Source organism: Wandonia sp. (assembly GCF_984588085.1).
This window is the reverse complement of the sequence record NZ_CFIGVI010000004.1, coordinates 115,933-138,337: the sequence shown is the minus strand read 5'-3', so window position 1 is coordinate 138,337 and position 22,405 is coordinate 115,933. Positions and strand designations below refer to the sequence as shown.

General features: G+C 40.0%; 20 protein-coding genes and 1 tRNA gene. 2 read left to right on the top strand and 19 right to left on the bottom strand.

Annotated elements, in window-relative coordinates:
- Nucleotides 1–100 precede the first annotated feature (100 nt).
- The 5 genes from AC4PL9_RS03190 to lysS form a co-directional block, all read right to left on the bottom strand.
- Nucleotides 101–679 carry an NAD(P)H-dependent oxidoreductase gene (locus AC4PL9_RS03190; protein ID WP_491603333.1) on the bottom strand — a complete coding sequence of 193 codons (579 nt, stop codon included), beginning with the start codon at nt 677–679 and terminating at the stop codon, nt 101–103.
- A gap of 4 nt (nt 680–683) precedes the next feature.
- A complete protein-coding gene (locus AC4PL9_RS03185; RefSeq protein ID WP_491603332.1) occupies nt 684–1,007 on the bottom strand; it encodes a hypothetical protein in 324 nt (107 codons plus the stop codon).
- 56 nt (nt 1,008–1,063) lie between these two features.
- On the bottom strand, nt 1,064–1,645 hold the full coding sequence (locus AC4PL9_RS03180) for a Crp/Fnr family transcriptional regulator (protein ID WP_491603331.1): 582 nt from the start codon (nt 1,643–1,645) through the stop codon (nt 1,064–1,066).
- 182 nt (nt 1,646–1,827) lie between these two features.
- A complete protein-coding gene (locus tag AC4PL9_RS03175) occupies nt 1,828–2,184 on the bottom strand; it encodes a tyrosine-type recombinase/integrase (RefSeq protein WP_491603335.1) in 357 nt (118 codons plus the stop codon).
- A gap of 519 nt (nt 2,185–2,703) precedes the next feature.
- Complete coding sequence (gene lysS / locus AC4PL9_RS03170) at nt 2,704–4,419, bottom strand: lysine--tRNA ligase (protein ID WP_491603330.1); 1,716 nt, start codon at nt 4,417–4,419, stop codon at nt 2,704–2,706.
- Between the two features lie 507 nt (nt 4,420–4,926).
- On the opposite strand from lysS, the gene trpB reads away from it, so the two are divergent.
- Nucleotides 4,927–6,120, top strand: a complete 1,194-nt coding sequence (gene trpB, locus AC4PL9_RS03165; RefSeq protein WP_491603329.1) for a tryptophan synthase subunit beta — start codon at nt 4,927–4,929, stop codon at nt 6,118–6,120.
- Between the two features lie 50 nt (nt 6,121–6,170).
- Here trpB and AC4PL9_RS03160 read toward each other — a convergent pair whose 3' ends face one another.
- The 12 genes from AC4PL9_RS03160 to pheS all read right to left on the bottom strand — a co-directional run bounded on the left by AC4PL9_RS03160 (nt 6,171) and on the right by pheS (nt 17,934).
- Nucleotides 6,171–9,995 (bottom strand): GEVED domain-containing protein, encoded by a 3,825-nt coding sequence (locus tag AC4PL9_RS03160; RefSeq protein ID WP_491603328.1) that lies wholly within the window; start codon nt 9,993–9,995, stop codon nt 6,171–6,173.
- Between the two features lie 246 nt (nt 9,996–10,241).
- Nucleotides 10,242–10,712: an ExbD/TolR family protein gene (locus tag AC4PL9_RS03155; RefSeq protein WP_491603327.1), complete on the bottom strand. Its 471-nt coding sequence runs from the start codon at nt 10,710–10,712 to the stop codon at nt 10,242–10,244.
- 11 nt (nt 10,713–10,723) lie between these two features.
- On the bottom strand, nt 10,724–11,467 hold the full coding sequence (locus AC4PL9_RS03150) for an ExbD/TolR family protein (protein WP_491603326.1): 744 nt from the start codon (nt 11,465–11,467) through the stop codon (nt 10,724–10,726).
- Nucleotides 11,468–11,471: 4 nt separating this feature from the next.
- Nucleotides 11,472–11,945 (bottom strand): hypothetical protein, encoded by a 474-nt coding sequence (locus tag AC4PL9_RS03145; RefSeq protein WP_491603325.1) that lies wholly within the window; start codon nt 11,943–11,945, stop codon nt 11,472–11,474.
- A gap of 40 nt (nt 11,946–11,985) precedes the next feature.
- Nucleotides 11,986–12,816: a MotA/TolQ/ExbB proton channel family protein gene (locus AC4PL9_RS03140; RefSeq protein WP_343784503.1), complete on the bottom strand. Its 831-nt coding sequence runs from the start codon at nt 12,814–12,816 to the stop codon at nt 11,986–11,988.
- A gap of 86 nt (nt 12,817–12,902) precedes the next feature.
- Nucleotides 12,903–12,991 (bottom strand) — tRNA-Ser (locus AC4PL9_RS03135).
- A gap of 97 nt (nt 12,992–13,088) precedes the next feature.
- Nucleotides 13,089–14,111: an asparaginase gene (locus AC4PL9_RS03130; RefSeq protein ID WP_491603324.1), complete on the bottom strand. Its 1,023-nt coding sequence runs from the start codon at nt 14,109–14,111 to the stop codon at nt 13,089–13,091.
- Between the two features lie 55 nt (nt 14,112–14,166).
- Nucleotides 14,167–14,964: a TatD family hydrolase gene (locus tag AC4PL9_RS03125; protein WP_491603323.1), complete on the bottom strand. Its 798-nt coding sequence runs from the start codon at nt 14,962–14,964 to the stop codon at nt 14,167–14,169.
- Between the two features lie 66 nt (nt 14,965–15,030).
- The gene (locus AC4PL9_RS03120; RefSeq protein ID WP_491603322.1) at nt 15,031–16,098 is read right to left on the bottom strand and encodes a glutaminyl-peptide cyclotransferase; all 1,068 of its coding nucleotides are present in this window, start codon (nt 16,096–16,098) and stop codon (nt 15,031–15,033) included.
- Entirely contained in the window at nt 16,095–16,523 is a 429-nt protein-coding gene (gene ytxJ, locus AC4PL9_RS03115) for a bacillithiol system redox-active protein YtxJ (RefSeq protein WP_491603321.1), read from the bottom strand. The genes AC4PL9_RS03120 and ytxJ (AC4PL9_RS03115) overlap by 4 nt, the downstream gene beginning before the upstream one ends.
- Nucleotides 16,520–16,906 (bottom strand): bacillithiol system redox-active protein YtxJ, encoded by a 387-nt coding sequence (gene ytxJ / locus AC4PL9_RS03110; protein ID WP_491603320.1) that lies wholly within the window; start codon nt 16,904–16,906, stop codon nt 16,520–16,522. The genes ytxJ (AC4PL9_RS03115) and ytxJ (AC4PL9_RS03110) overlap by 4 nt, the downstream gene beginning before the upstream one ends.
- A gap of 2 nt (nt 16,907–16,908) precedes the next feature.
- Entirely contained in the window at nt 16,909–17,934 is a 1,026-nt protein-coding gene (gene pheS / locus AC4PL9_RS03105; protein WP_491603319.1) for a phenylalanine--tRNA ligase subunit alpha, read from the bottom strand.
- A gap of 210 nt (nt 17,935–18,144) precedes the next feature.
- Between pheS and AC4PL9_RS03100 the strand changes: the two genes are divergently transcribed.
- Nucleotides 18,145–18,531 carry a hypothetical protein gene (locus AC4PL9_RS03100; RefSeq protein ID WP_491603318.1) on the top strand — a complete coding sequence of 129 codons (387 nt, stop codon included), beginning with the start codon at nt 18,145–18,147 and terminating at the stop codon, nt 18,529–18,531.
- A gap of 157 nt (nt 18,532–18,688) precedes the next feature.
- Here the strand turns inward: AC4PL9_RS03100 and AC4PL9_RS03095 are convergent, their stop codons facing one another.
- Both AC4PL9_RS03095 and AC4PL9_RS03090 read right to left on the bottom strand, forming a co-directional pair.
- A complete protein-coding gene (locus AC4PL9_RS03095; RefSeq protein WP_491603317.1) occupies nt 18,689–21,049 on the bottom strand; it encodes a ribonucleoside-diphosphate reductase subunit alpha in 2,361 nt (786 codons plus the stop codon).
- A 35-nt stretch (nt 21,050–21,084) separates the two neighbouring features.
- Complete coding sequence (locus tag AC4PL9_RS03090; protein ID WP_491603316.1) at nt 21,085–22,062, bottom strand: ribonucleotide-diphosphate reductase subunit beta; 978 nt, start codon at nt 22,060–22,062, stop codon at nt 21,085–21,087.
- Between the last annotated feature and the right edge of the window lie 343 nt (nt 22,063–22,405).

Below are 22,405 nucleotides of genomic sequence, written 5' to 3'. Positions count from 1 at the left end.
AATATTTTTGAAAAATAAGTGATTTTTTTCTTGGATTTTACCACGGTTCATTGTTGGCAAACGTTATTTTTCCATCTATTTGTATTAATTGTTTCCGTTATTATTTATTCATCTGCCCCAATTTTTCAACTTTATTTAACCATTTAGCTCTAAACTCTTCTGTAGAAAGACGTATCGGTCCAATCGCTGTAATTCGCACTTTTTTCACACCAATATAATGCAATGTTCCTTTTTTCATAGCATTGTGGCTAGGGCTTCTATAAACAAATTTGTAAAACCAAGTTGGTTGATCCAACGTACAAATTATTCTAGCAGATTTACCTTTCAGGCACTTATCCGAAAGCAACGAGTTTTCTCTTTTTTTAAAAGCAAATCCAGGTAGTAAAATCCGGTCTAAAAAGCCTTTCATTAATGCAGGGACTGAGCTCCACCAAACAGGATATATCCAAACTATATGGTCTGCCCATTTTAATTTATCCTGTGCATCTAGTAAATCTGGTTCTAATTCAGTCCGTTTTCTGTATCCAAATTCTAGGCTTGGGTTGAAATTCAATTCTCGGATCTTAATTTCTTTTATTTTGGTATTTGATTTTTCAGCACCTTTTTTATAGGCTTCTGAAAGTCCAAAACTGAAACTTTCCTTGTCAGGATGGCCGTTTATAATGAGTATCTTTTTCATCTACTTAGAAGTATTTTTTGATTCTTGATTCAAATTGTGTTGCTGATAAATTTTCTATTTTGAAAAATTTATGGAGTATGAAAGTGCTAGGAACTGTTAAAAAGAAGCTACAAATCGCAAAAGTGGAAATACTACAAAGCACAGCTAAGAATAGTGAGCCTAGTTCTCCCAAATAATTTTGTGCGATAAAAAAGAAATAGGTAGCTTCTGAATAGTCATAAAAACGAACTGTAGTCTCGTAGATAAGCCAAGCAGGGTAAAACCATTTTCTAATAGGTTCCCACCATTTTCCCCAAATTGATTTTAGTTGTATTTTTTTTTCTTCCATTTGTAATTGTTTATCACAAAGGTTAAACCAATGGAAGCGGTATCATTTGATATATATCAAATTCGATTTTTAGGATTTCTTATCCTACTCAAAGTTTCAAGTGTAATTCCCAAATAAGAAGCAATATGAGTAAGCGGAATTCTGTTTGTTATCTCAGGATAAATGGTTAAAAGGTGCTTGTACCGGTCCTCCGCTTTATTGAATTGAATAGTATACAATCTTTCGCACAGTCCTAACATAGTTTCAGTGACTACTTTGTTTATAAAGCGTTCAAAATCGTGATATTTATTAGTAAGTATATCTACAGTGTCTTTTGTAAACTCAATAACTGTTGAATCTTCAATAAACTCAACATAATGAGGACTCGGTTCTTTGCTGAAAAAACTAACTATAGAAGCCATAATCTGATTTTCAAAAGTAAACCAGTCAGAAATGTCCTTTCCGTCTTTCAGGTAATAGGCTCTAGAACAGCCTTGCACAATTAGAAATCCTTTTTTAGAAAATTGTCCTTCACGAACCACAATTTCCCCTTTTTTAAACCTGCTAATTTTTGAATTGGCAATAAACTCCTGCTGGCATTCATTGGAAATTGGTGAATAAATTTCTCCAATTTCATTTAAGATTTTTTCAATGTTCATTTTTTATTAACTGCAATGTTACAATTTAGTACAGAGGTTCGTTTTAATTTTTGCCAACGTTTGAATAAAAGTCATGACTTTTATTTCTTTTATAGTTATTGTGCAACTAAATTAATGAATCAAATGGACTTTTAACTTTTTGTAAGTGAACCATTGACACATGCGTATATATTTCCATTGTTTTACTTGAGCGATGACCTAAAATCTTTTGAATATATCTTAAATCTGTGTCTTAACATATGTGCCGTAACGTGTTTATTAATTTTTGCTTTGATGGCCGCTTTTTCTAAAATACGTTTTACGCTTGATGCACTATATTGTTTTCCCGAATTGCCTTCGAACAAATAGTCTGAAGGTTGCCATTGCTTAAAATAGCTGCGTAAATCAGTCAATACTTTAGGGCTTAGAACTGTCATGCGGTCTTTGTTTCCTTTTCCTTGAGTTACTCTGATCATCATTCTTTTAGAATCGATATCCGAAACTTTTAAGTTTAAGAGTTCTTGCCTCCGTAAACCAGCTGAATAGAGTAAACTAAGAATGCATTTATGTTTAATGTTTTGGGTGGAATGAATGATTTTAAAATTTCTTCTTTGCTTAATACTTTTGGTGGTTTCCTTTCTTTAAAAGGGCGTTCAATAGCGTAAAATCGGTTAGGCATGTGCATAACGGTTTCATAATAGAATTTAATACTGTTTAAGGCTTTGGTTTAACTGTGAAGAAGAAACGCCTTTATTGAGTCGCGTTTTAATTCTAGTGTTTGTAAATAAACTTCAGGGACAAGTTGATTTTTTTCACATTATTGGAAAACTGCTAAAGGTGATACGTACCTTTTTTGTTATGACCAAGGTTTTAAAGAGATACGAGACAAATACTTGCTGGTGCTTTGGCAGGATGGGATGAATAAGCAGGTTTTTAATGACTAATTGAATGCCCCGACAGGGATAAGAGCAGCAGCTCACGCACTGGCGTGGCTATAGTGGATAGCCCGGTGCTACCCCGCAGGGTAGCATCGGGCCTTATCCTAAATATTAATATTTCAGCGTACGTTTTTGAGCGAATTATTCAACTACCTCAACCAATAGAGCGTCATCCGTCTTGGTCACTTTCGTTAAGCCTAATTGCCCAAGTGCTTTGATTCCTTTGTCCCATTGTTTATTAGATAAACCAGATTGATCTTTTAAATCATTCAAATTCATTGATTTATGCTCTGAAATGATATCGAAAATAGCCTTTTCATTTTCAGCCAATTCAACCGTTTTCTTTTGTTCAAGCTTCTCGGGTCTCATTTGCGGGAAGAAAAGTACCTCCTGAATAGCCGGATTATTGGTCAGGAACATAATTAAACGATCCATTCCTATTCCCAGACCGGATGTAGGAGGCATTCCGTATTCCAGTGAACGAAGGAAATCCTGATCAATAAGACCAGTTGCTTCGTCGTCCCCTTTTTCTGCCAGACGAACCTGGTCTTCGAATCGTTCGCGCTGATCGATGGGGTCATTCAATTCGGAATATGCGTTTGCTATCTCTTTTCCGCAAACCATTAACTCAAAACGTTCTGTCAAATCTGCATCTTCCCGGTGGGATTTACATAGCGGAGACATTTCTTTCGGGTAATCGGTGATGAATGTAGGTTGGATATAATTCCCCTCACATTTTTCACCGAAGATTTCATCAATTAATTTCCCTTTCCCCATAGTGTCGTCAACCGGTATCCCCATTTCTTTGCAGGCTGACCGAAGTTCATCTTCTGATTTGTTTTTGATATCAAATCCGGTAAACTCAAGGATGGAGTCACGCATGGTAATGCGTTTGTAAGGTGCTTTAAAGTCAATTTTATGTTCTCCAAAGGTACACTCTGTTGTCCCGTTTACAGCAATTGCGCAGTGTTCAAGAAGACGTTCAGTGAAATCCATCATCCAGTTGTAATCCTTGTACGCAACATAAATCTCCATGGCTGTGAACTCAGGATTGTGCGTTCGGTCCATTCCTTCGTTACGGAAGTTCTTAGAAAATTCGTACACACCATCAAATCCTCCTACGATCAGACGCTTAAGGTACAGTTCGTTGGCAATACGCATGTATAAAGGAATATCTAACGCATTGTGATGTGTGATGAACGGACGTGCAGCAGCTCCTCCCGGAATGGGTTGTAAAACCGGTGTTTCAACTTCCATATAACCGGCATCATTAAAGAACGAACGCATAGCATTGAACAAACGGTTGCGTTTGATAAAAATCTCTTTGACGTGTGGGTTAACAACCAGATCAGCATAGCGCTGACGATAACGCATTTCTGGATCGGTGAACGCGTCATGTACTTTACCTTCAGAGTCTGTTTTAGGCAACGGAAGGGGTTTCAGGGACTTACTCAACAGAGTCAATTCTTTTACTAGTACAGATGGTTCGCCTACCTGCGTTTTAAATAGCTCTCCCTTTATTCCGATAAAGTCTCCAAGATCCAGTAATTTTTTAAAGACATCATTGTAAAGTGTTTTGTCATCTTCCGGGCAGATCTCGTCACGGTTGATGTACACCTGAATGCGTCCGGATGAGTCCTGTAACTCTGCAAAGGAGGCTTTCCCCATGATTCGCTGAGACATCATACGTCCGGCAAGGCACACCTGTTTACCTTCTTCGAAGTTCTGTTTTATTTCCTTTGTCAATGAATTAACCGGATATAAATCAGCTGGATAGGGATTGATTCCCATATCTCTCAACTTCTGCAATTTCTCTCTTCGGAGAATTTCCTGATCGGAAAGATGTGCAACACTCATGAGTTGTTTTTTTGTATTTTTATTGATTCTAACTCACTATACATTTTGCATAGTCGTGCAAAGATAAATAATTGTAGGGAAACTTGTTCGTGTCCTATTGAGCTGAAAAGAATGTGGAAAACCAGCGCGCTCGCTATACCGGATTTTAGTGATAGTTGTTTTTAGAAGTTGGTTAACAATCGGTTTGTTTTTTGCTATACATCAAAATAAAGTCTACATTTGTCATTCGTCAGACAAGAATGAATACACAGATGAAACAATATTGGTGGTGGCAATTTAGCTTTCTAAAAAGGGAAGAGTTGGGTTGTTCTATCGTATAATTTCTAGTAAATAAATAGTGAAAAGAATAAAACCGTCGGTCTTCCCGGCGGTTTTTTTTATGCAAAATTTTTTGAAAATGATATACCGTAGAACCTGGCGGGAGTCCCGCCTGAAGTAAATAGAAAGTAAGTGGGTTGCAACATGCAACCGTAAAAAGAGATTTGTAGAATTTTAGAAAAAAGAAAGATGGAAATTTTGAATAAAGTGATAGAAGTAGAACCGGTAAAGGAAATGTTGGATTATCAGGGGAAATACGGTGAATATGGGGGAGCGTTTGTACCACCGGTTTTGGAAAAACAATTGGAAAAATTGAGTGTGTGTTTTGACGAGATTATAAAGACGGAGGAGTTCGGAAGGGAATATATAGCCATTCTGAAAGACTACGTCGGAAGACCCTCTCCGCTTTATTATGCGGCAAATCTAAGTAAGTACGTTGGTTCACGCATTTACCTGAAGCGGGAGGATTTGAATCATACAGGTTCTCACAAGATTAATAATACGATAGGTCAGATTCTGTTAGCAAAGAAGATGGGAGCGACTGAAATTATTGCTGAAACCGGTGCGGGACAGCATGGCGTAGCAACTGCAACAGCATGTGCTTTGTTGGGAGTTCCCTGCAAGATTTTCATGGGGGCTGTAGATGTCCAGAGACAGGCATTAAATGTAAAACGAATGGAGATGCTTGGGGCAGAAGTTATTGCCTGTGACAATGGAACGCAAACGCTGAAAGATGCAGTTGATGCTGCGTTGGGATATTATATTGAGCATCCCGATTCTTATTACTTGTTGGGTTCTCATGTCGGACCACATCCATATCCTAAAATCGTAGGTTATTTTCAGAGTGTTATCGGTAGTGAAGCGAAACAACAGATTTTGGAAAAAGAAGGGCGACTTCCGGACGGTATTTTTGCCTGTTTGGGCGGAGGCTCCAATGCAATAGGTTTGTTTTCTGCTTTTCTTGCGGATGATGAGGTTGCAATATACGGAGCAGAAGGTGGCGGCGAAGACAGGAATGGTAATACTGCCGCTACATTAACCTACGGGAAACCGATTGTTTTTCAGGGAACGTATTCCTATTGTCTGACAGACGAAAAAGGAGACCCTACATTTTCAAAGTCTGTTGCGGCCGGTTTGGATTATCCGGGAATTAGTCCTCAACATGCGTATCTAAAAGATACAAAACGATGCAATTACCAACCGGTTACTGATCAGGAGGCTTTGGATGCTTTTCGATTACTTTCCCGCTTGGAAGGTATTATTCCCGCGATTGAATCTTCACACGCCGTTGCATTGGCAGTAAAAATGCTGAAAAATAAAGGTCAATTAGCCATTGTTACTATTTCCGGTAGAGGGGATAAAGACGTAGAACGCGATTTTTAGAAGTATAAAAGAACAGCCCCTCAATTTTGCAGGGGCTGTTTTTCTATACTTTAGTTTTTCACCACTTTTCGTGTAACAACTTGTCCGTCTTCCAATACAACGCGAAGCCAGTACGCTCCGTGTTCAAGACCACTGCAATTTACCTGATTGGTATTTCCTGAGAATTGAAGTTGCCCCAGTGCATTAAACAACTCGTAGTATTCAATAGGTGAAGTTGATTGAATGTGTAAGGTGTTTTGTACGGGATTGGGGTAGACAGAAAAGGTCTGCCCTTCCTGCTCATTTACAGAAAGAGATGAGGTTGTATTCCACGTCACGTTGTCAATAGTTAGTGACTTGTGATCACCATTAGGAATGATGCGTAAGGCAACGTATTTATGGTCAGTAACGACAGGGATAGCAACGGAGGTATAGGTGTTTCCTGCTTGCGGTGTGATAAGACTTCCTGCTGAAATAAATCCGTTATAGTTTGTTTGGTTATCCAACGTTCCGACCTGAATCAGCATATTTTCACTTGAAGTAATAATATCAAATTGAAGTGCATGCTCTCCATCAATTGTTGATACAGGAGGAGATACCATGTAAAAATCATCTGTACCATTCATGAAACTATAGAACTGGATCGTCTTATCCTGATTTTCGGTAAGGTTAAACATTGGAGATGGGTGGCTGGCATCCCAGCATTGCTCAGGGAAGGAAGCAAAGTCATTGAATGTATACAGGAAGGTTTCAACGGGATTGCAAGCATCCTCAAGGATTACCTCAAGTTCTATTTCGTCAAATTTCGTATTGTCTTCCAGAGAAGTTGCCCGTATAGTAGCGGTTCCTTCTGCTATCCCGGTTGCTATTCCGGTTGCATCAACACTGACATATGTAGCACCGGATTCAACACTCCAGGTTACAGATTGGTTTGCCTCAGCAGGGGTAATGATGGCTATCAGTTGAAGTGTTCCGTTTTCTTCTGTAATGATTGCGGGAACATTTCCTTCGGTAGTTATTTCAACTGCTGAAACTTCAACCGGGAGAGGAGCTTGTTTAATACATCTGATTGCGGAACCCTGACCTCTGTATGCTCCTGCGGAAGGGTTTGCGATTGTGGACCCGACATAGAAATATTTTCCACCCAGGCTGGATGTCGTTGAGCTCCAGTAATACCCCCTTTCTCCTACAAATGTAAACTCTCCGGAGGTTGAGCTTCTGTGACCTGTTGCAGGAAGCTTGAGACTACTTGCAAAAGCACTCGCCGGGTTGGTTATGTTCTCTTCCGTTTTGATGGTCTGCCAGTCTTGCTGAGTTGGGAGTGACCAATCAGAACCAAGTAACTGTTTGCAGGGATCACAACCGTTAGTTTCATCTGTGCTTTCCGGATTTTCAGCTGTCCATGTATCCGTTTCCAGGTTGCCGGACCACCAGGATTCTGAGGAGGCAAAAAATGCTTCCTGACCATTCAACCCGGCTGGATTGTTTGGAGAAGGTAGTGTATTGCTGACTGTTGAGTTTCTAAGCTGGTGTCCATCATTCCATCTTCCCCATTGGAAAAGGTCTCCATATCCGTCCTGATCATCAAATGTTAATGCTACCTGTTCACTTCCCAGGTTTTGTTGTAACCAGATGTTTCCATCCGCAGCGCGAACGGTTGTATAGCTTATAGTTTGTCCGTTATAGATAAGCGTAATGCAGCCGGTGTCACCTGTATTTTCTCCAGGGTCAACATTGTCACAGGCTGTGTTTCCAACAGCTTCCTGTATAGCAAGTGTATATTCTTCGACCTGTCCCGCTCTCAGGTTGGAGTCACACGGACCTTCTATCGAATTTTCAGCATCATCATCCGAGTGGGCCGCTACATTTGTGTTTTTGATAATACGTAAAGTAGCTTGTCCTATCGACGCATCTGAAGGGATTGTTATGCTCGCAGTAATCGTATGGGCATTTGCCGGATTAGCTGCTTCCAGACGACCAATATAGAAACTTTCTCCCTCGTCTTCAAAGCTGTTATTTTGATTAAAATCGATATAAGCCATTACATCACTTGGAAAAGTACTGGAGGGTCCTTTTACTGAGATCGTATATGTTTCCCCTTGATTGACAGATGTTATAATTGACCGGAAATCTTCGTAATCGGAAGTCGTTCCTGATGTAAAGGGAGAAGTATTGTCGATAGTGTTGAACAAGACGTGTGTAATCATATTACCGTCTGAGTTATATTCAAATTGTGGAAAGCAATCGGGAATTGTATTCAAATAGAGTTTTGAGTAAGCAACATTATCTGAAAGTCCTGCGGCAAAAAGATCCATATAACCATCAGTGTTAGCATCTATCCAGAGATGTCTGGAGGTGCTTACTGGTAAAACATCCGGTAGATAGATAGTACTAATGTTAAACGAGCCGGTCCCGTCATTGATGTAAAAATTTTTCGTGGCAATGTTGTCATTCAGGCCCATTTCAAAAATATCGACAAAACCGTCATTGTTGATATCGACAAAAGTGGCATCACCGAAGTATACACCTGCAAAACCAGCATTGGCATCACTGAATGTATTGTCTCCGTTGTTCAGGTATAGCTTCCCGCTTGCTGCATCTGTCGTAAAGCCATTAATTAATACGTCCACAAAACCATCGTTGTTGATATCGAAAGTGTCTACACTGGAGAACCGAACTCCTTCGAGTCCTGTGGTAGTTAACTCTGTAAATGTTCCATCCGTATTATTCAGATATAAGTGTGCTCCTGATACATAAGAATTGTTGAAGCCTGTGATAAGAATATCAAGATAAGCGTCATTGTTGACATCGAGCATTTTAACATCGCTGAAGTAGGTTCCCATGAAATAGGATGATGATGCGTGGAAGTTACCAGTGTTGTCTTGTAGATAGAGTTTACTTATATAGCCTGATTCGACAGCACCGTTAACAAGAATGTCCTTATGTCCGTCATTATTAACATCACCAAGAGCGATGCTTCCGAAACTTACACCAGCTATGTCTTGTGTATTGTCTTGCGTAAATCCTCCCTGACCATTGTTATAGTATATGTAGGTTACTGCAGTATTGATGTCGGTATTTGTTCCACTTATTACAAAATCTTCCAAACCGTCATTATTAAGGTCTGCCACTGCAATAGCTGAATTGGAAACAGGGAGGAAAGCCTGAGCGTCTGTAAAATTACCATTTTGTCCCAGTTTGTATAGCCCCAGGAATCCTCCGTTATTGTTGTTTTGTATTCCGGATATAAGTATTGCCTTTTCATCGGAAGAGTTTAGTGTAATGGCTGCGCAATCCCCATAGTATACTCCTACGGGATCGTTTGAAGAAATAGGGGAAAGTACATTGAGAGAGTAATCTTCTATCTGACCTGCTGAAATCACATCATTACAGGGATCAGTTGCTTGGGAACTGGTATTTTTAATGATGCGCATTCTTGTTATACCGGTTGTGGCTTGCTGTGGAATTATGATGGGAAATGCAATCAGTTGTGCATCGTCACCGGTACTGTTTGTGATGCTAGTTGGGAGTTCATATTTTTCATTTTGCGATGCTGAGTTATTGAATACACCATCCTGATTCCAGTCAATATAGACTGTGAGGTAATTCGTGTTGTTCCCATTGGTATTACCTGCAATAGTGAGAATGTATTCCTGACCTTTTCGTACGGTAGTTTGTAGAGAGCTAAAATCTTCATATTGTGGAATGGTAGTAGAAACTTCCGGGGAGGTTTTGTTATTAATCGATCCAAAACGGACCAGTGATATAGGCTCTGTTGCTGCGTCGGGTTGTTGCAGCGTGGGTTGGCAATAGGTCTGTGCGTTCATGTAGTGAACAGGTAGAATTAGTGCCAGTAGGGAAAGTGATTTTCTGAGTTTGCAACGTAACGTGTTCATGTTATTTATTTAAAATTCGAAGCAAAACTAGATAGTTTATTTAGTCTTATTCTAAATAAAGAAGAGTAAATTCAGTACCCAAAATAAGGGGTTGTAGGGTAATTTCACTACCATACCCTTTGGGTAAAGACGGAGATTGTACTGGTAAAGAGGGAGGAACTAAAGTCAGGTTAAACAGGATGAGGGTAAAATAAAAAACTCCGAAGAAATTTCCCCGGAGTTTTTGTATGTAATCTTGAGTTGAGACTAGTATTTGGGTTTCCCCTGTTCGGCTCCGTATGCAACTTGCAGAGCCTTTACATCACGAAGCGCTTCTTTTACTTTGTAAATATAACCGTAACCGACTTCTTTGTCTGTTTTCAGACAAGTGATTACGTTTTCAATTTGCGCTCCTTTATCATCGACTTTTACACGCTTCCATTTACCGATATTTTCCGGGTCACCAAATTGTCCGTCCAATTGCAGACGAACCTGATCTCCGAAAGAAGCTTTCAAAGGTTTACCAATGAAAACGAAGTCAATTTCATTCCGTTGTTTGAATGGAGTAAGATCCACTGTCTCTGTCGACTTAGGTCGCTCTACTTTTACCATAGGATCAATATCCTTGGAAGTGGTAGCAACCATGAAGAAGAACAGAAGCATGAAGATAATATCAGGCAATGCAGATGTGTTGATTGCCGGTGATGCTTTTCCTCCTCCTTTTTTAAACTTTGCCATAGTTTCCTGTTTTATTGCAAATCTGCAGGTTTTAATTCTACGATACGCTCAGGAACAAGAACTTCAATCAAAGCGATTTCATCCTTATACAACGTTCCTTTACCGTCAAGGTCACGTTTTTGAACCATGGTACGATAAGGAATTCCGTAAATTTCCTTTGCTTTCTCATCGCGAATATCATTGATCGCAGATTTGATTTCATTCATAATTGCTATCAAGATATCGTAGTGCGTTTTCGTTTGCAATTCGATCTGAATAGCTGCTGAACGGTGCATCTCGCGGTAAGGTCCTTTCAAGGTGTTGATCACCATAAGGCGCTTTTCCCACTCGCTGCGCTCTGCCATTTTGAATTCGATTAGCGCCTGATCTTCAACTGCTTCAAGATACTTATCAATTGCTGCGATACTAGTGTCACAGGTGTATTTGTTCACAGGAAGGTATTCTGGAAACTCTCCATCTGTTTCACTGACCATATTAGCCCGATAAAACAAATCTATCTTTTCTTTAATCTCCGGAATTTCCGTCAGGTCTGTTCTCACCATGATCTGATTCTGTGCGTTAGCCCTAATCTTCATTAGATTTCGCTTACGTACATCTATTTGCATTTCTGGTGGAACATCAATCTTAACAGACATCTGGCGCAACATTCCCGTATCTTTATCCATGGTTGTAGTAACCAGGAAGAAGATCAACAGAAGGAATGCGATATCCGCCATCGAACCTGCGTTGATTTCCGGTATTGTTCTTTTTGCCATAATCTTAGTTCTTTAGATATCTGAAAAGCGGACTGATTAACATAGCAAGGAATCCCAATGCGATGGAAAAAATGGCTAAATACAATCCGGCTTCAGAAGCTTTAATTGTTCCTTCATCGATTCCGTCTTTCATTGCAACAGGTGTCATTTCACCACCTGCAAACATATAAAACACAAGGAAAGCGACTCCGGCGAAAGCATATCCTAAAACAGATTTCAATGCTTTCTTCGTATCAAGAATAAGATTGTAAATGAAGAAACCTACAATCAGGATTATTCCTACAACAATTATTCCTAAAGCGTAATTCATTGATCCGGACATCGGTCCACCAGCAATAAATGCTTCTTTTTCTTCAACGGTAAGTTCACTTACCGGACCCGGATCACTGCCTATTACCCATGCAACAAGGACTATTCCAAGTATTGCAAGGACAAACTTGACAATGTTCAGGATCGTTCCTACTTTATTATTTCCCATAATTGAAAATCTTTTTAGGGTTCGTTCGGATCACTCCGGATTACTTAGAAGTAACTTTGTACTTCAACATCATATCAACTAACGAGATAGAAGCATCTTCCATTTCGTTAACAAGGCTATCCATCTTAGCAATGATATAATTGTAGAAAATCTGAAGAACGATCGCAGCGATCAAACCGAATACGGTTGTTAAAAGTGCTACCTGAATACCACCCGCAACTGTTGTTGGAGCAACGGTACCTTCACGTACGATGTCAGCAAATGCCTGGATCATCCCGATTACCGTTCCCATAAATCCAAGCATCGGTGCCAATGCGATGAACAATGAAATCCAAGAAATCCCTTTTTCCATCAATCCCATCTGTACACCTCCGTATGAAACGACGGATTTTTCAACCATTTCGATTCCTTCGTCAGCGCGATCCAATCCCTGGTAATATATTGATGCAATTGGTCCACGTGTGTTACGGCAAAGTTCTTTTGCTGCTTCAACACCACCGCTTTGCAATGCATTTTCAACATCATTCATAAATTTACGTGTATTAATCGTAGAAATGTTAAGATAAATAATACGCTCAATTGCAAGAGCTACACCTAAAACAAGACAGATTAACACGATCCCCATCCAAAGAGGACCACCAGTAAGGAATTGTTCCTTTAATACATAAACCAGTCCTTCTCCTTCTTCAGCGGTTGCCGTTGCAGGGTCAGCATCTGCTGCTGGTTCATTTTGTGCCAATACTACAGGCATGTTGTCTACTTGGTCAGCTGAAATTATTTCAACTTTCGCTTCTTCATTAGCTGTTGCAACTGTTGCAGTTCCCAACATCATCGTGGCAGCCAGGGCCATTACACTAAACACTTTTCTCATGGTCTCAAAGATTAATAAATAATCGTTTTTCTAAATTAAAAAAATTAACTGTTTATTTTATGTTAAGCATTAATTTACAACTCTAGCGGAGAGAGAGGGATTCGAACCCTCGGTACCGGTTTCCCGGTACACACACTTTCCAGGCGTGCTCTTTCAACCACTCAGACACCTCTCCGTCTGTAATTTTTACCTACTAGGGCACTAAAGTACAAAAATATTTTTTCCAACAAATGCCAAATGTGATGAAGTTAATTTTCTCTTAACACAAAAAACTACATTTCACCGCAACATTCTGTTGTTAACAGTTCTATCTTTTCTTCTCTTGTTAAATGGGTAGCACAAACGTGCATCATTTTAGCAATAGCAGCTTCTGTCGTCAGTTCACCTCCACTAACAACACCCAGTTTTACAAACTGGCGGCTGGTTTCATACTTTCCCTGTTCAACTGCTCCGCTTGAACATTGTGTGATATTGAGAACAATACCGCCACTTTGGATATAGTTGTCAAGGAGCTCAATGAATCTACGGTCTGCCGGACCGTTCCCCGCCCCATAAGTCGACAGGATAATACCCTTTACTTTTTTAATGTCAAACAAAGGGGTATAGGCAGAAAACGGAAGTCCGGGAAATAATTTTACCAGGGCAATTTCCTCCCGGAGATCAGGATGGAATTGTATCTCATTAAGGCGGGTTCTGAATAATGCCTGCTCATTAAAGCGAATATGTACGCCGGCAACTGCCAGCTCTGGGTAATTTCCGCTTTTGAAGGCTTCAAACTCACTTGCTGAAACTTTTGTGGTTCGGTTTCCTCTGTAAAGCGAGTACTCAAAGTATACGGCAACTTCCTGAACTACCGAATCTCCGTTTTGATCTTTAGTTCCCGCAATTTCAATTGCTGTAATGAGATTTTCTTTACCATCGGTTCGAATGGTACCAATGGGAAGTTGAGACCCCGTAAGAATAACCGGCTTTTTTATACCCTGAAGCATGAAACTAAGAGCAGAAGCTGTGTATGACATGGTATCTGAACCGTGGAGGACTACGAAACCGTCGAAATCAGTATAATTATCGTAAATGATTTGGGCAAGTTTCCTCCACATGGCTGGTGTCATCTCGGATGAATCAACTGGTTTTTCGAATGAAACGGCTTGAATATCTACTTCCAACCTATTCAGCTCGGGTACCTGATCATATAAATGGTCAAAATCAAAAGCAACAAGAGAGCCGGTTGTATGGTCTGTAACCATACCGATAGTCCCTCCTGTATAAACAATTAATACTTTTGACTTTTCCATTCTCAATGTTACTAAATTAATTTGTAAACGGTTTGTATATTCTGTCGCGAACTATTCACAGTGCATTTTTATTGAGTAAACGGTCCAGTTTCGGGAATAAGCGGTAGGCATTAGTACTGGTTATTTTTCCTATTTCCTCTTCGGATATTCCGTATATATCACTCAGTTTGCTGGCTATCAGCGGAATGTATGCGCTTTCATTCCTTTTTCCCCTGTACGGTACAGGGGAAAGATAAGGGGCGTCAGTTTCCAGAATTAGAAGCGAAGGATCTATTTCGGGAAGAACTTTATCCAACCCTGAATTTTTAAATGTGCTGACACCGCCTATTCCCATCATGAAACCACCGTAATCGACAATTTTTTTTGCCTCCTGTAGTCCTCCGGTAAAGCAATGGAATACCCCGGTAAGTTCAGTACAATTCAGATCGTCCAGTTGTTCAAACAATTCTCCGAATGAATCGCGGGCATGAATTACAATGGGGAGTTGAAGTTGTAGTGCCTGCTGCACTTGTCTTCTGAAAGCCTCAATTTGAAGCGGTAAGGTACTTTTATCCCAATAGAGGTCAATACCTATTTCACCGATAGCGATGATCTGACTTTTGTCAAACGCAGCTTCTATATGGAGTAACTGTTCTTCGTAGTTTTCATCTACGGAACAGGGGTGTAATCCCATCATGGGGTAACAAATTCCGGGAAAGTCGCGCACCATGTTTAATAAGGGGGTACAGCTATCTGCATCTATATTAGGAAGAAGCAGTTGTTTCACTCCGGCATCTACAGCGCGTTGAACGGATTCTTTCCGATCATTATCAAATTGCTCAACATAGAGGTGTGTATGTGTATCAATAAACATACGGACAAAGATAAAGAATTGACTGCTGTTTTGCAGTTTGTCAGAATGAATTTATGTGGATGTTTATCACGGATTTACAAACTGTACTTCGAAAAGCTTCGACCAGTTTTTTCCCGTAAGGATAAAATTACCGGTTTTGGTATTGTAAGCGATTCCGTTCAGGACATCTCCTGAACCCTTACCTTCCCGGACCACATCTCCGCAGTCGATTTTTTCCAGAACCTTTCCGTTAGCAGGATCTACTTTCAGGACATAGTCTTCCTGATAAACGTTTGCGTAAATAAAACCATTAAGGTATTCCAGTTCATTAATCGCCCGGTATTCCTGGCTAGACCCGAAGATTTGTATGGAGTGTATTATGTCAAATGTTTTTGGGTCTCTGAAAACTACTTCTGAAGATCCGTTAGACATGATAAGGTGTTTTCCGTCATTTGCAATTCCCCAACCCTCTCCAAAGTATTGAAATTCTCTTTTCAATTCAAATGAATTCACATCATAGACAAAGCACTTACGGGCTTCCCAGGTGATCTGAAAAATTTCATCGTTGAGTATTGTTATTCCCTCTCCGAAAATATAATCAGGTACATCTACAGAGCGAATAGTTTCACCGGTCTCCAGACGAACCTCCATTAATTTACTTTTCCCGGTTTGTCCGGTTCCTTCGTAAAGTTTTCCGTTGTACATTTCCAATCCTTGCGTATAGCTGGTAGTTTGGTGAGGGTAGGTACGCATAATTTTAGCCACTTTCAATTCGGGATAAATATCTGAGAAAAGCGCAATAGTGCGATTAACAATAAATTCTTCTCCTTCCGCATCGGTTCCCACAATTCGGATCGTGTGAAATCCAACATTCAAATCTTTTGTCGCAAGAGAATATTTAGCCTGAATACCCACATTTTTCTGATCATTTAATAAAGAATCTCCCAGAAAAAGCTGAAGTTGTTTCAGCTCCTGACCATCTGCAACGTTGATGCGAATTTCAAGTTGATCGCCGACAACAAGTTGAGCATTGTCGGAAGGATTACTGACTGTAAAGGGCGTCTTTTTTCTTTGTTGCTTAGGGGGAGCAGAAGATTCTTCACAACTTGTGAAAAGCACTGTTGTAAGGACAAAAAGGGCAAAAAATAATCTCATTGTATTCGAATATGCTTTTTAATATCTTTCCATTTTATAGAAGCATGGGAAGCGGTATAAAGAACCTTTCCATGGTGTAAAACGATGACTTGAGGAGATTCGTGTTTCACTCCTGTTTTTTCCTCCACATAATTAGAAACAGAACGGTAGGCTAACAAATCCAGATAGTAGGCGTAGACTTCTTCCCGTTGGATTTTTCGTTTTTCAAGATGCTTTTTGGCTCCTTTTGAGATGTTACAGGCAGTACTGTGTTTGAAGATCAGAACTGGTTTTTCCGTACTTTTTTTATAGAGCTGATCAACCTGATCCGTTGATTTCAACGCCGTCCACCCTGAAGAAGGGGTTTCCAATCCTGATCTGAATGACTGAAAGGAAATGAGGATGAGTGAAAAAACAGCTATTAGGGTTAGAACAACTCGCTTCATGCCTGTACAGCTTTTTTGATTAAGGAGGCTTTAATCCCATTATGGGATGCCTGATGTATTACTTCTCCGTTTTTAATAACAATTACCTGAGGGGATTGGTGTAAAACACCGGTTAACTCTTCTATTTTATTGGAAACATCCCGAAAACGGATCAGATCTATGAAGTAAGGAGTAACCTCACCTTCCTCAAGATCCCAACTCTTTTCCAGCCCATGGAGTGCCATTGCGGAAATAGAGCACCTTGTACTGTGTTTAAAGAGCAGAATCGGCTGAAGTGAAGAGCTTCGGATGATTTCCTGTAATTGTTCAGGGTCTTCTACCTGAATCCATTCGATGGATTTTTTGGATTGATCTTGCTTTTTGCCGAAAGAAAAGAGTCCCATAACTATGCAGAAATAAATTGTTCAAGGAAGCGTAAATCGTTTTCACTGTATAATCGTAAGTCATTGACACGATATTTCAATTGGGTGATACGTTCTATACCCATTCCAAAGGCAAATCCGGAGTAGACCTTTGAATCGATGCCGCATGCATCCAAAACATTAGGGTCAACCATACCACACCCCAGAATTTCAAGCCATCCGGTGTATTTACAAACGTTACATCCTTTGCTGTTACAGATGGTACAGGAAATATCCATTTCTGCACTGGGTTCTGTAAAAGGAAAATAAGAAGGGCGTAGCCGGATTTCTGTCTTTTCACCAAACATTTCTTTAGCAAAGTAGAGAAGTGTTTGTTTCAAATCGGCAAACGAAACGTTCTTATCGATGTAAAGCCCTTCTACCTGATGAAAAAAGCAGTGTGCCCGGGCAGATATCGCCTCATTTCTGTAGACACGTCCGGGTGAGATTGTGCGGATCGGTGGTTTTTGATTTTCCATTACTCGCACCTGTACGGAGGATGTATGCGTACGAAGTGCCCATTCCTGATCACCCTCTTTCTCAACAAAGAAGGTGTCTTGCATGTCTCTTGCGGGGTGTTCAGGCGGGAAATTGAGTGCCGAGAAATTATGCCAGTCGTCTTCTACTTCCGGTCCTTCGGAAATAGTGTACCCGATTCGTTCAAAGATGCTGATGATTTCCTTTCGAACAACCGAAAGTGGGTGTCGTGCTCCGATTTCAAAAGCAGAGCCGGGACGGGAAAGGTCTATTTTTTCCGTGTTTCCGGAAGAGTTATTTTCGAGGTTTTCTTTTGCTTCGTTGAATCTTTGTTCAGCGATTTCCCGTAATCCGTTAATGAGCTGCCCGAATTCTTTTTTCTGTTCGTTGGGAACGGTTTTCAGGAATCCATATAACTCTTTAATGGCTCCTTTCGCCCCGATATATTGAATACGGTATGCTTCCAGTTTAGCAGCATTTGTTAATTCTGCTGCTTCAATTTCTTTCTTTAACTCCTGAATTTTATCTGTCATTTTCGAAAATCTTAACCTCGGTACAAATTACGAAATTACGAAATTGTAAGTGATTTTAGGTTGTGGGGGCATAATTATTGATATGCCCGTATATTGACTTTTAAGAAAAATAACCAACGGGTGTAACTTTTTTCCGTCTAAATGGTTAAAGGATTGTAGAAAGATAAACTATTTTGTAACTTCGCTACCTGCGATTTATAATATATACTTATGAAAAAGAGAGCAATGCGGTCGGTGTTTTTCCTTGGGTTGGCAGCTATGTTAGCTGTTCCGGCAATAGGATGCCGTAAAAAAGGTGATACAATTGTACGGATTATGGTGAAGGACGTTTCAAATGCTCCTGTTGCGAATGCAATGGTTCGTTTGTACGGACAATCAACAATGGATCAAGCTCCGGGACCGATAACGGCAAACGATACTGCTTATACTAATTCATCCGGGATTGCTGTTTTCGATTTCAACGATGAATATCAGTTGGGACAAGCTGGTGTTGCGGTATTGAATATCCTTGCTAAAAAGGATGGAATGACGGGAACAGGAATTATTAAAATTGAAGAAGAAACTACTTCTGAGGAGACGGTGTTTCTTCAACCGTAATAGAATTAATAGTATTTGAGAGCTACGCCACATCAGTATATGATGTGGCTTTTTTAGTTTCAAAATATTCTTTTATATCACGAAATAAAAAAGCCATCCCTAAATAAGGATGGCTTAAAAATGTATAAGTGGATTTTAATTTAAAACGGCACAATTATCAACCACTACACATTTCACAATTATCCGGATCATCAAGAGAACATGCTATTTCGGCTTGTTTATCCTCGATAGTTTTTGCTGTAATTTTTTGTGATGTTACAGCTTTATCAACAGTAAACTTTATAGCGTCCGTAGCGGCTTTCGTTCTCAGGTAATACATTCCTGTTTTAAGTCCTTTTTTCCATCCGTAGAAGTGCATCGATGTTAGTTTACCGAAGTTTGCATTTTCCATGAAAATGTTCAACGATTGAGACTGACAAATGTATGCTCCACGATCAGCAGCTTGTTCGATGATCACTTTTTGTGAAACTTCCCAGGCTGTTTTGTAAAGATCTTTGATTTCTTGTGGAATTTCGGAGATATTTTGAACAGAACCATTATTTGCCATCAGTCTCTGGCGCATTTCAGGGTTCCATAATCCTTCTTTAACAAGGTCTCTTAACAAGTGCTTATTTACGATGATAAACTCACCGGAAAGTACACGTCTTGTGTAAATATTGGATGTATAAGGTTCGAAACATTCGTTGTTACCTAGAATTTGTGCCGTAGAAGCTGTTGGCATTGGAGCCATAAGGAGTGAGTTGCGAACTCCGTGTTGCTTAACTTCTTCTTTTAACACATCCCATTCCCATCTCGAGGAAGGAGTTACACCCCACATATCGAATTGGAAGATTCCTTTTGAAACCGGAGATCCTTCAAATGTTTGGTAAGGCCCTTCAACTTTCGCAAGATCTTTGGATGCTGTCATTGCAGCGTAATAAATTGTTTCAAACACCTCTTTGTTCAGCTGAGCTGCTTCCGGAGAGTCGAACGGGTAACGCATCATAATATAGGCATCTGCAAGCCCCTGAACTCCCAATCCGATTGGACGATGGCGCATATTCGAGTTACGAGCCTCTTCTACCGGATAGTAGTTGTTGTCGATAATTCGATTCAGGTTGACAGTCGCCTGATACGTTACTTCAAATAATTTATTGTGATCAAAAACTCCGTCTTCAACAAACTTTGGAAGAGCAATGGATGCCAGATTACATACAGCAACTTCATCAGGAGCAGTGTATTCGATGATTTCCGTACAAAGGTTCGAAGACTTGATTACTCCAAGATTTTGCTGGTTTGACTTGCTGTTTGCAGCATCTTTGTACAGCATATAAGGAGTACCTGTTTCAATTTGTGATTCAAGTACTTTGAACCAAAGATCCTGAGCTTTGATTGTTTTTCTACCTTTTCCTTCACGCTCATATTTTTCATAAAGCGCTTCAAATTCTTCCCCGAAAGTATCGGAAAGTCCCGGACACTCATGTGGACACATCAAGGTCCAGTTACCATTGCTCTCAACACGTTTCATGAATAAATCGGGAATCCAAAGTGAGTAGAACAGATCGCGTGCACGTTGTTCTTCTTTACCGTGATTCTTCTTTAGGTCAAGGAAGTCAAATATGTCTGCGTGCCATGGTTCAAGATAGATAGCAAAAGATCCTTTTCTTTTTCCTCCTCCCTGATCCACGTAACGAGCAGTATCGTTATAAACGCGAAGCATAGGGACAATACCGTTAGATGTCCCGTTTGTTCCTTTGATGTACGATCCTTTCGCACGGATATCGTGAATTGAGATTCCGATACCTCCTGCTGATTGAGATATTTTTGCGCAGGACTTTAATGTTTCGTAGATCCCGTCGATACTGTCTTCTTTCATCGTCAGAAGGAAGCACGAGGACATCTGTGGTTTCGGAGTTCCTGCATTAAATAATGTCGGAGTTGCATGTGTAAACCAACCTTCGGACATAAGGTTGTAGGTTTTGATGGCCGATTCAATATCCGCTTTGTGAATACCAACGGCAACACGCATTAACATATGCTGTGGACGCTCAGCAATTTGTCCGTTTAGTCGAAGCAAATAAGATCTTTCCAGTGTTTTGAACCCGAAATAATCATAACGGAAATCGCGATCGTAAATGATGCTGGAGTCCAGAACATCACTATTTTCTTTGATGATTTCGTATACATCATCAGCGATAAGTGAAGCGCGCAATCCTGTTTTAGGGTCGATGTAATTATACAGGTCTTCTACAACTTCCGAGAAAGTCTTCTTTGTGTTTTTATGCATATTGGACACAGCGATGCGCGATGCCAGTAATGCATAATCAGGGTGATCAATAGTTTTCGAAGCAGCAACCTCAGCAGCCAGATTATCAAGGTCTGTGGTTAAAACTCCGTCGTACAGACCTTCAATGACTTTCATGGCAACCATTTCTGGAGAAACCAAAGGGTCAAGTCCGTAACACATTTTTACAATACGAGCTGTGATTTTGTCAAACTTCACAGCTTCTTTGCGTCCATCTCTTTTTACTACATACATAAGCGTCCGATATATGGGTTATAATTGATTGATAATTAAAAATCTTCGTCAAGTTTGAAGGTCTGGTTTTCCTTCCCGGCCATAACTCCGGCTTTTTGATATTCAGCAACACGTTTCTCAAAGAAGTTGGTTTTACCCTGAATTGAGATCATGTCCATGAAGTCAAACGGATTGGTTGATCCGAAATGTTTTTCACAACCAAGTTCTGCCAATAAGCGGTCGGCAACAAACTCGATGTATTGGGACATCAGATCACTGTTCATTCCAATAAGTTTTACAGGTAAGGCATCCAAGATGAATTCTTTTTCGATGTCTACGGCATCCAGAATAATCTCCTTAACCTTTTCTTTAGGAAGTTTGTTCACAACATGGTTGTTGTACAATAGACAAGCGAAATCACAATGCAGGCCTTCGTCTCGGGAAATTAATTCGTTAGAGAAAGAAAGTCCGGGCATTAACCCTCGTTTTTTCAACCAGAAGATTGAGCAGAATGAACCGGAGAAGAAAATTCCTTCCACTGCTGCAAATGCAACAAGACGTTCAGCAAATGATCCTTCATCGATCCAGCGAAGTGCCCAGTTCGCCTTTTTGCGAACACAATCAAGAGTATCTATTGCATTGAACAGGTAATTCTTTTCCTTAGAGTCTTTAATGTATGTATCAATAAGTAGCGAATAGGTTTCAGAATGGATATTTTCAATAGCCACCTGAAATCCATAAAAGAATTTCGCCTCTGTGTACTGTACTTCGGAAAGGAAGTTTTCTGCAAGATTTTCGTTTACAATACCGTCTGATGCCGCAAAAAATGCCAGCACGTGTTTTACGAAATGCCGCTCGTCGTCATTAAGTTTATTTTCCCAGTCTATAAGATCCGGAGAAAGGTCAATTTCCTCTGCTGTCCAGAAACTGGCTTCTGCTTTTTTGTAAAACGCCCAAATGTCGTCGTGTTGGATGGGAAACAAGACAAATCTGCCTGTGTTTTCCTCCAAAATTGGTTCTTTTTCCTGTGCCATTTTTTAAAATATTATCGTAAAAATTATTAGCAAAGCCGGTTTTTCAGACTTCGAAATAATTGATTATTAATTACTGTTTCGTTTTCCTCTTTACTTTTGGCGACTCTGATGCAAAATATATCAGTAACCGTTCTGATGAGGCAGTACAAAAGTTGTCAAAAAAACGCCTTTAACCAACTAAAGAAATTCACAATTCACCACACTTATCAACAACCCACTTCTCAATCCCTTAGTGCACAAAGCCTTCATGTTTTATTAACATCAATTTAAAGATATTCACAGTGTAAAGCAAAACTTTTATCGAAGAAATGAACGTTTTAATCTCAAAATACTAGTATTCTGC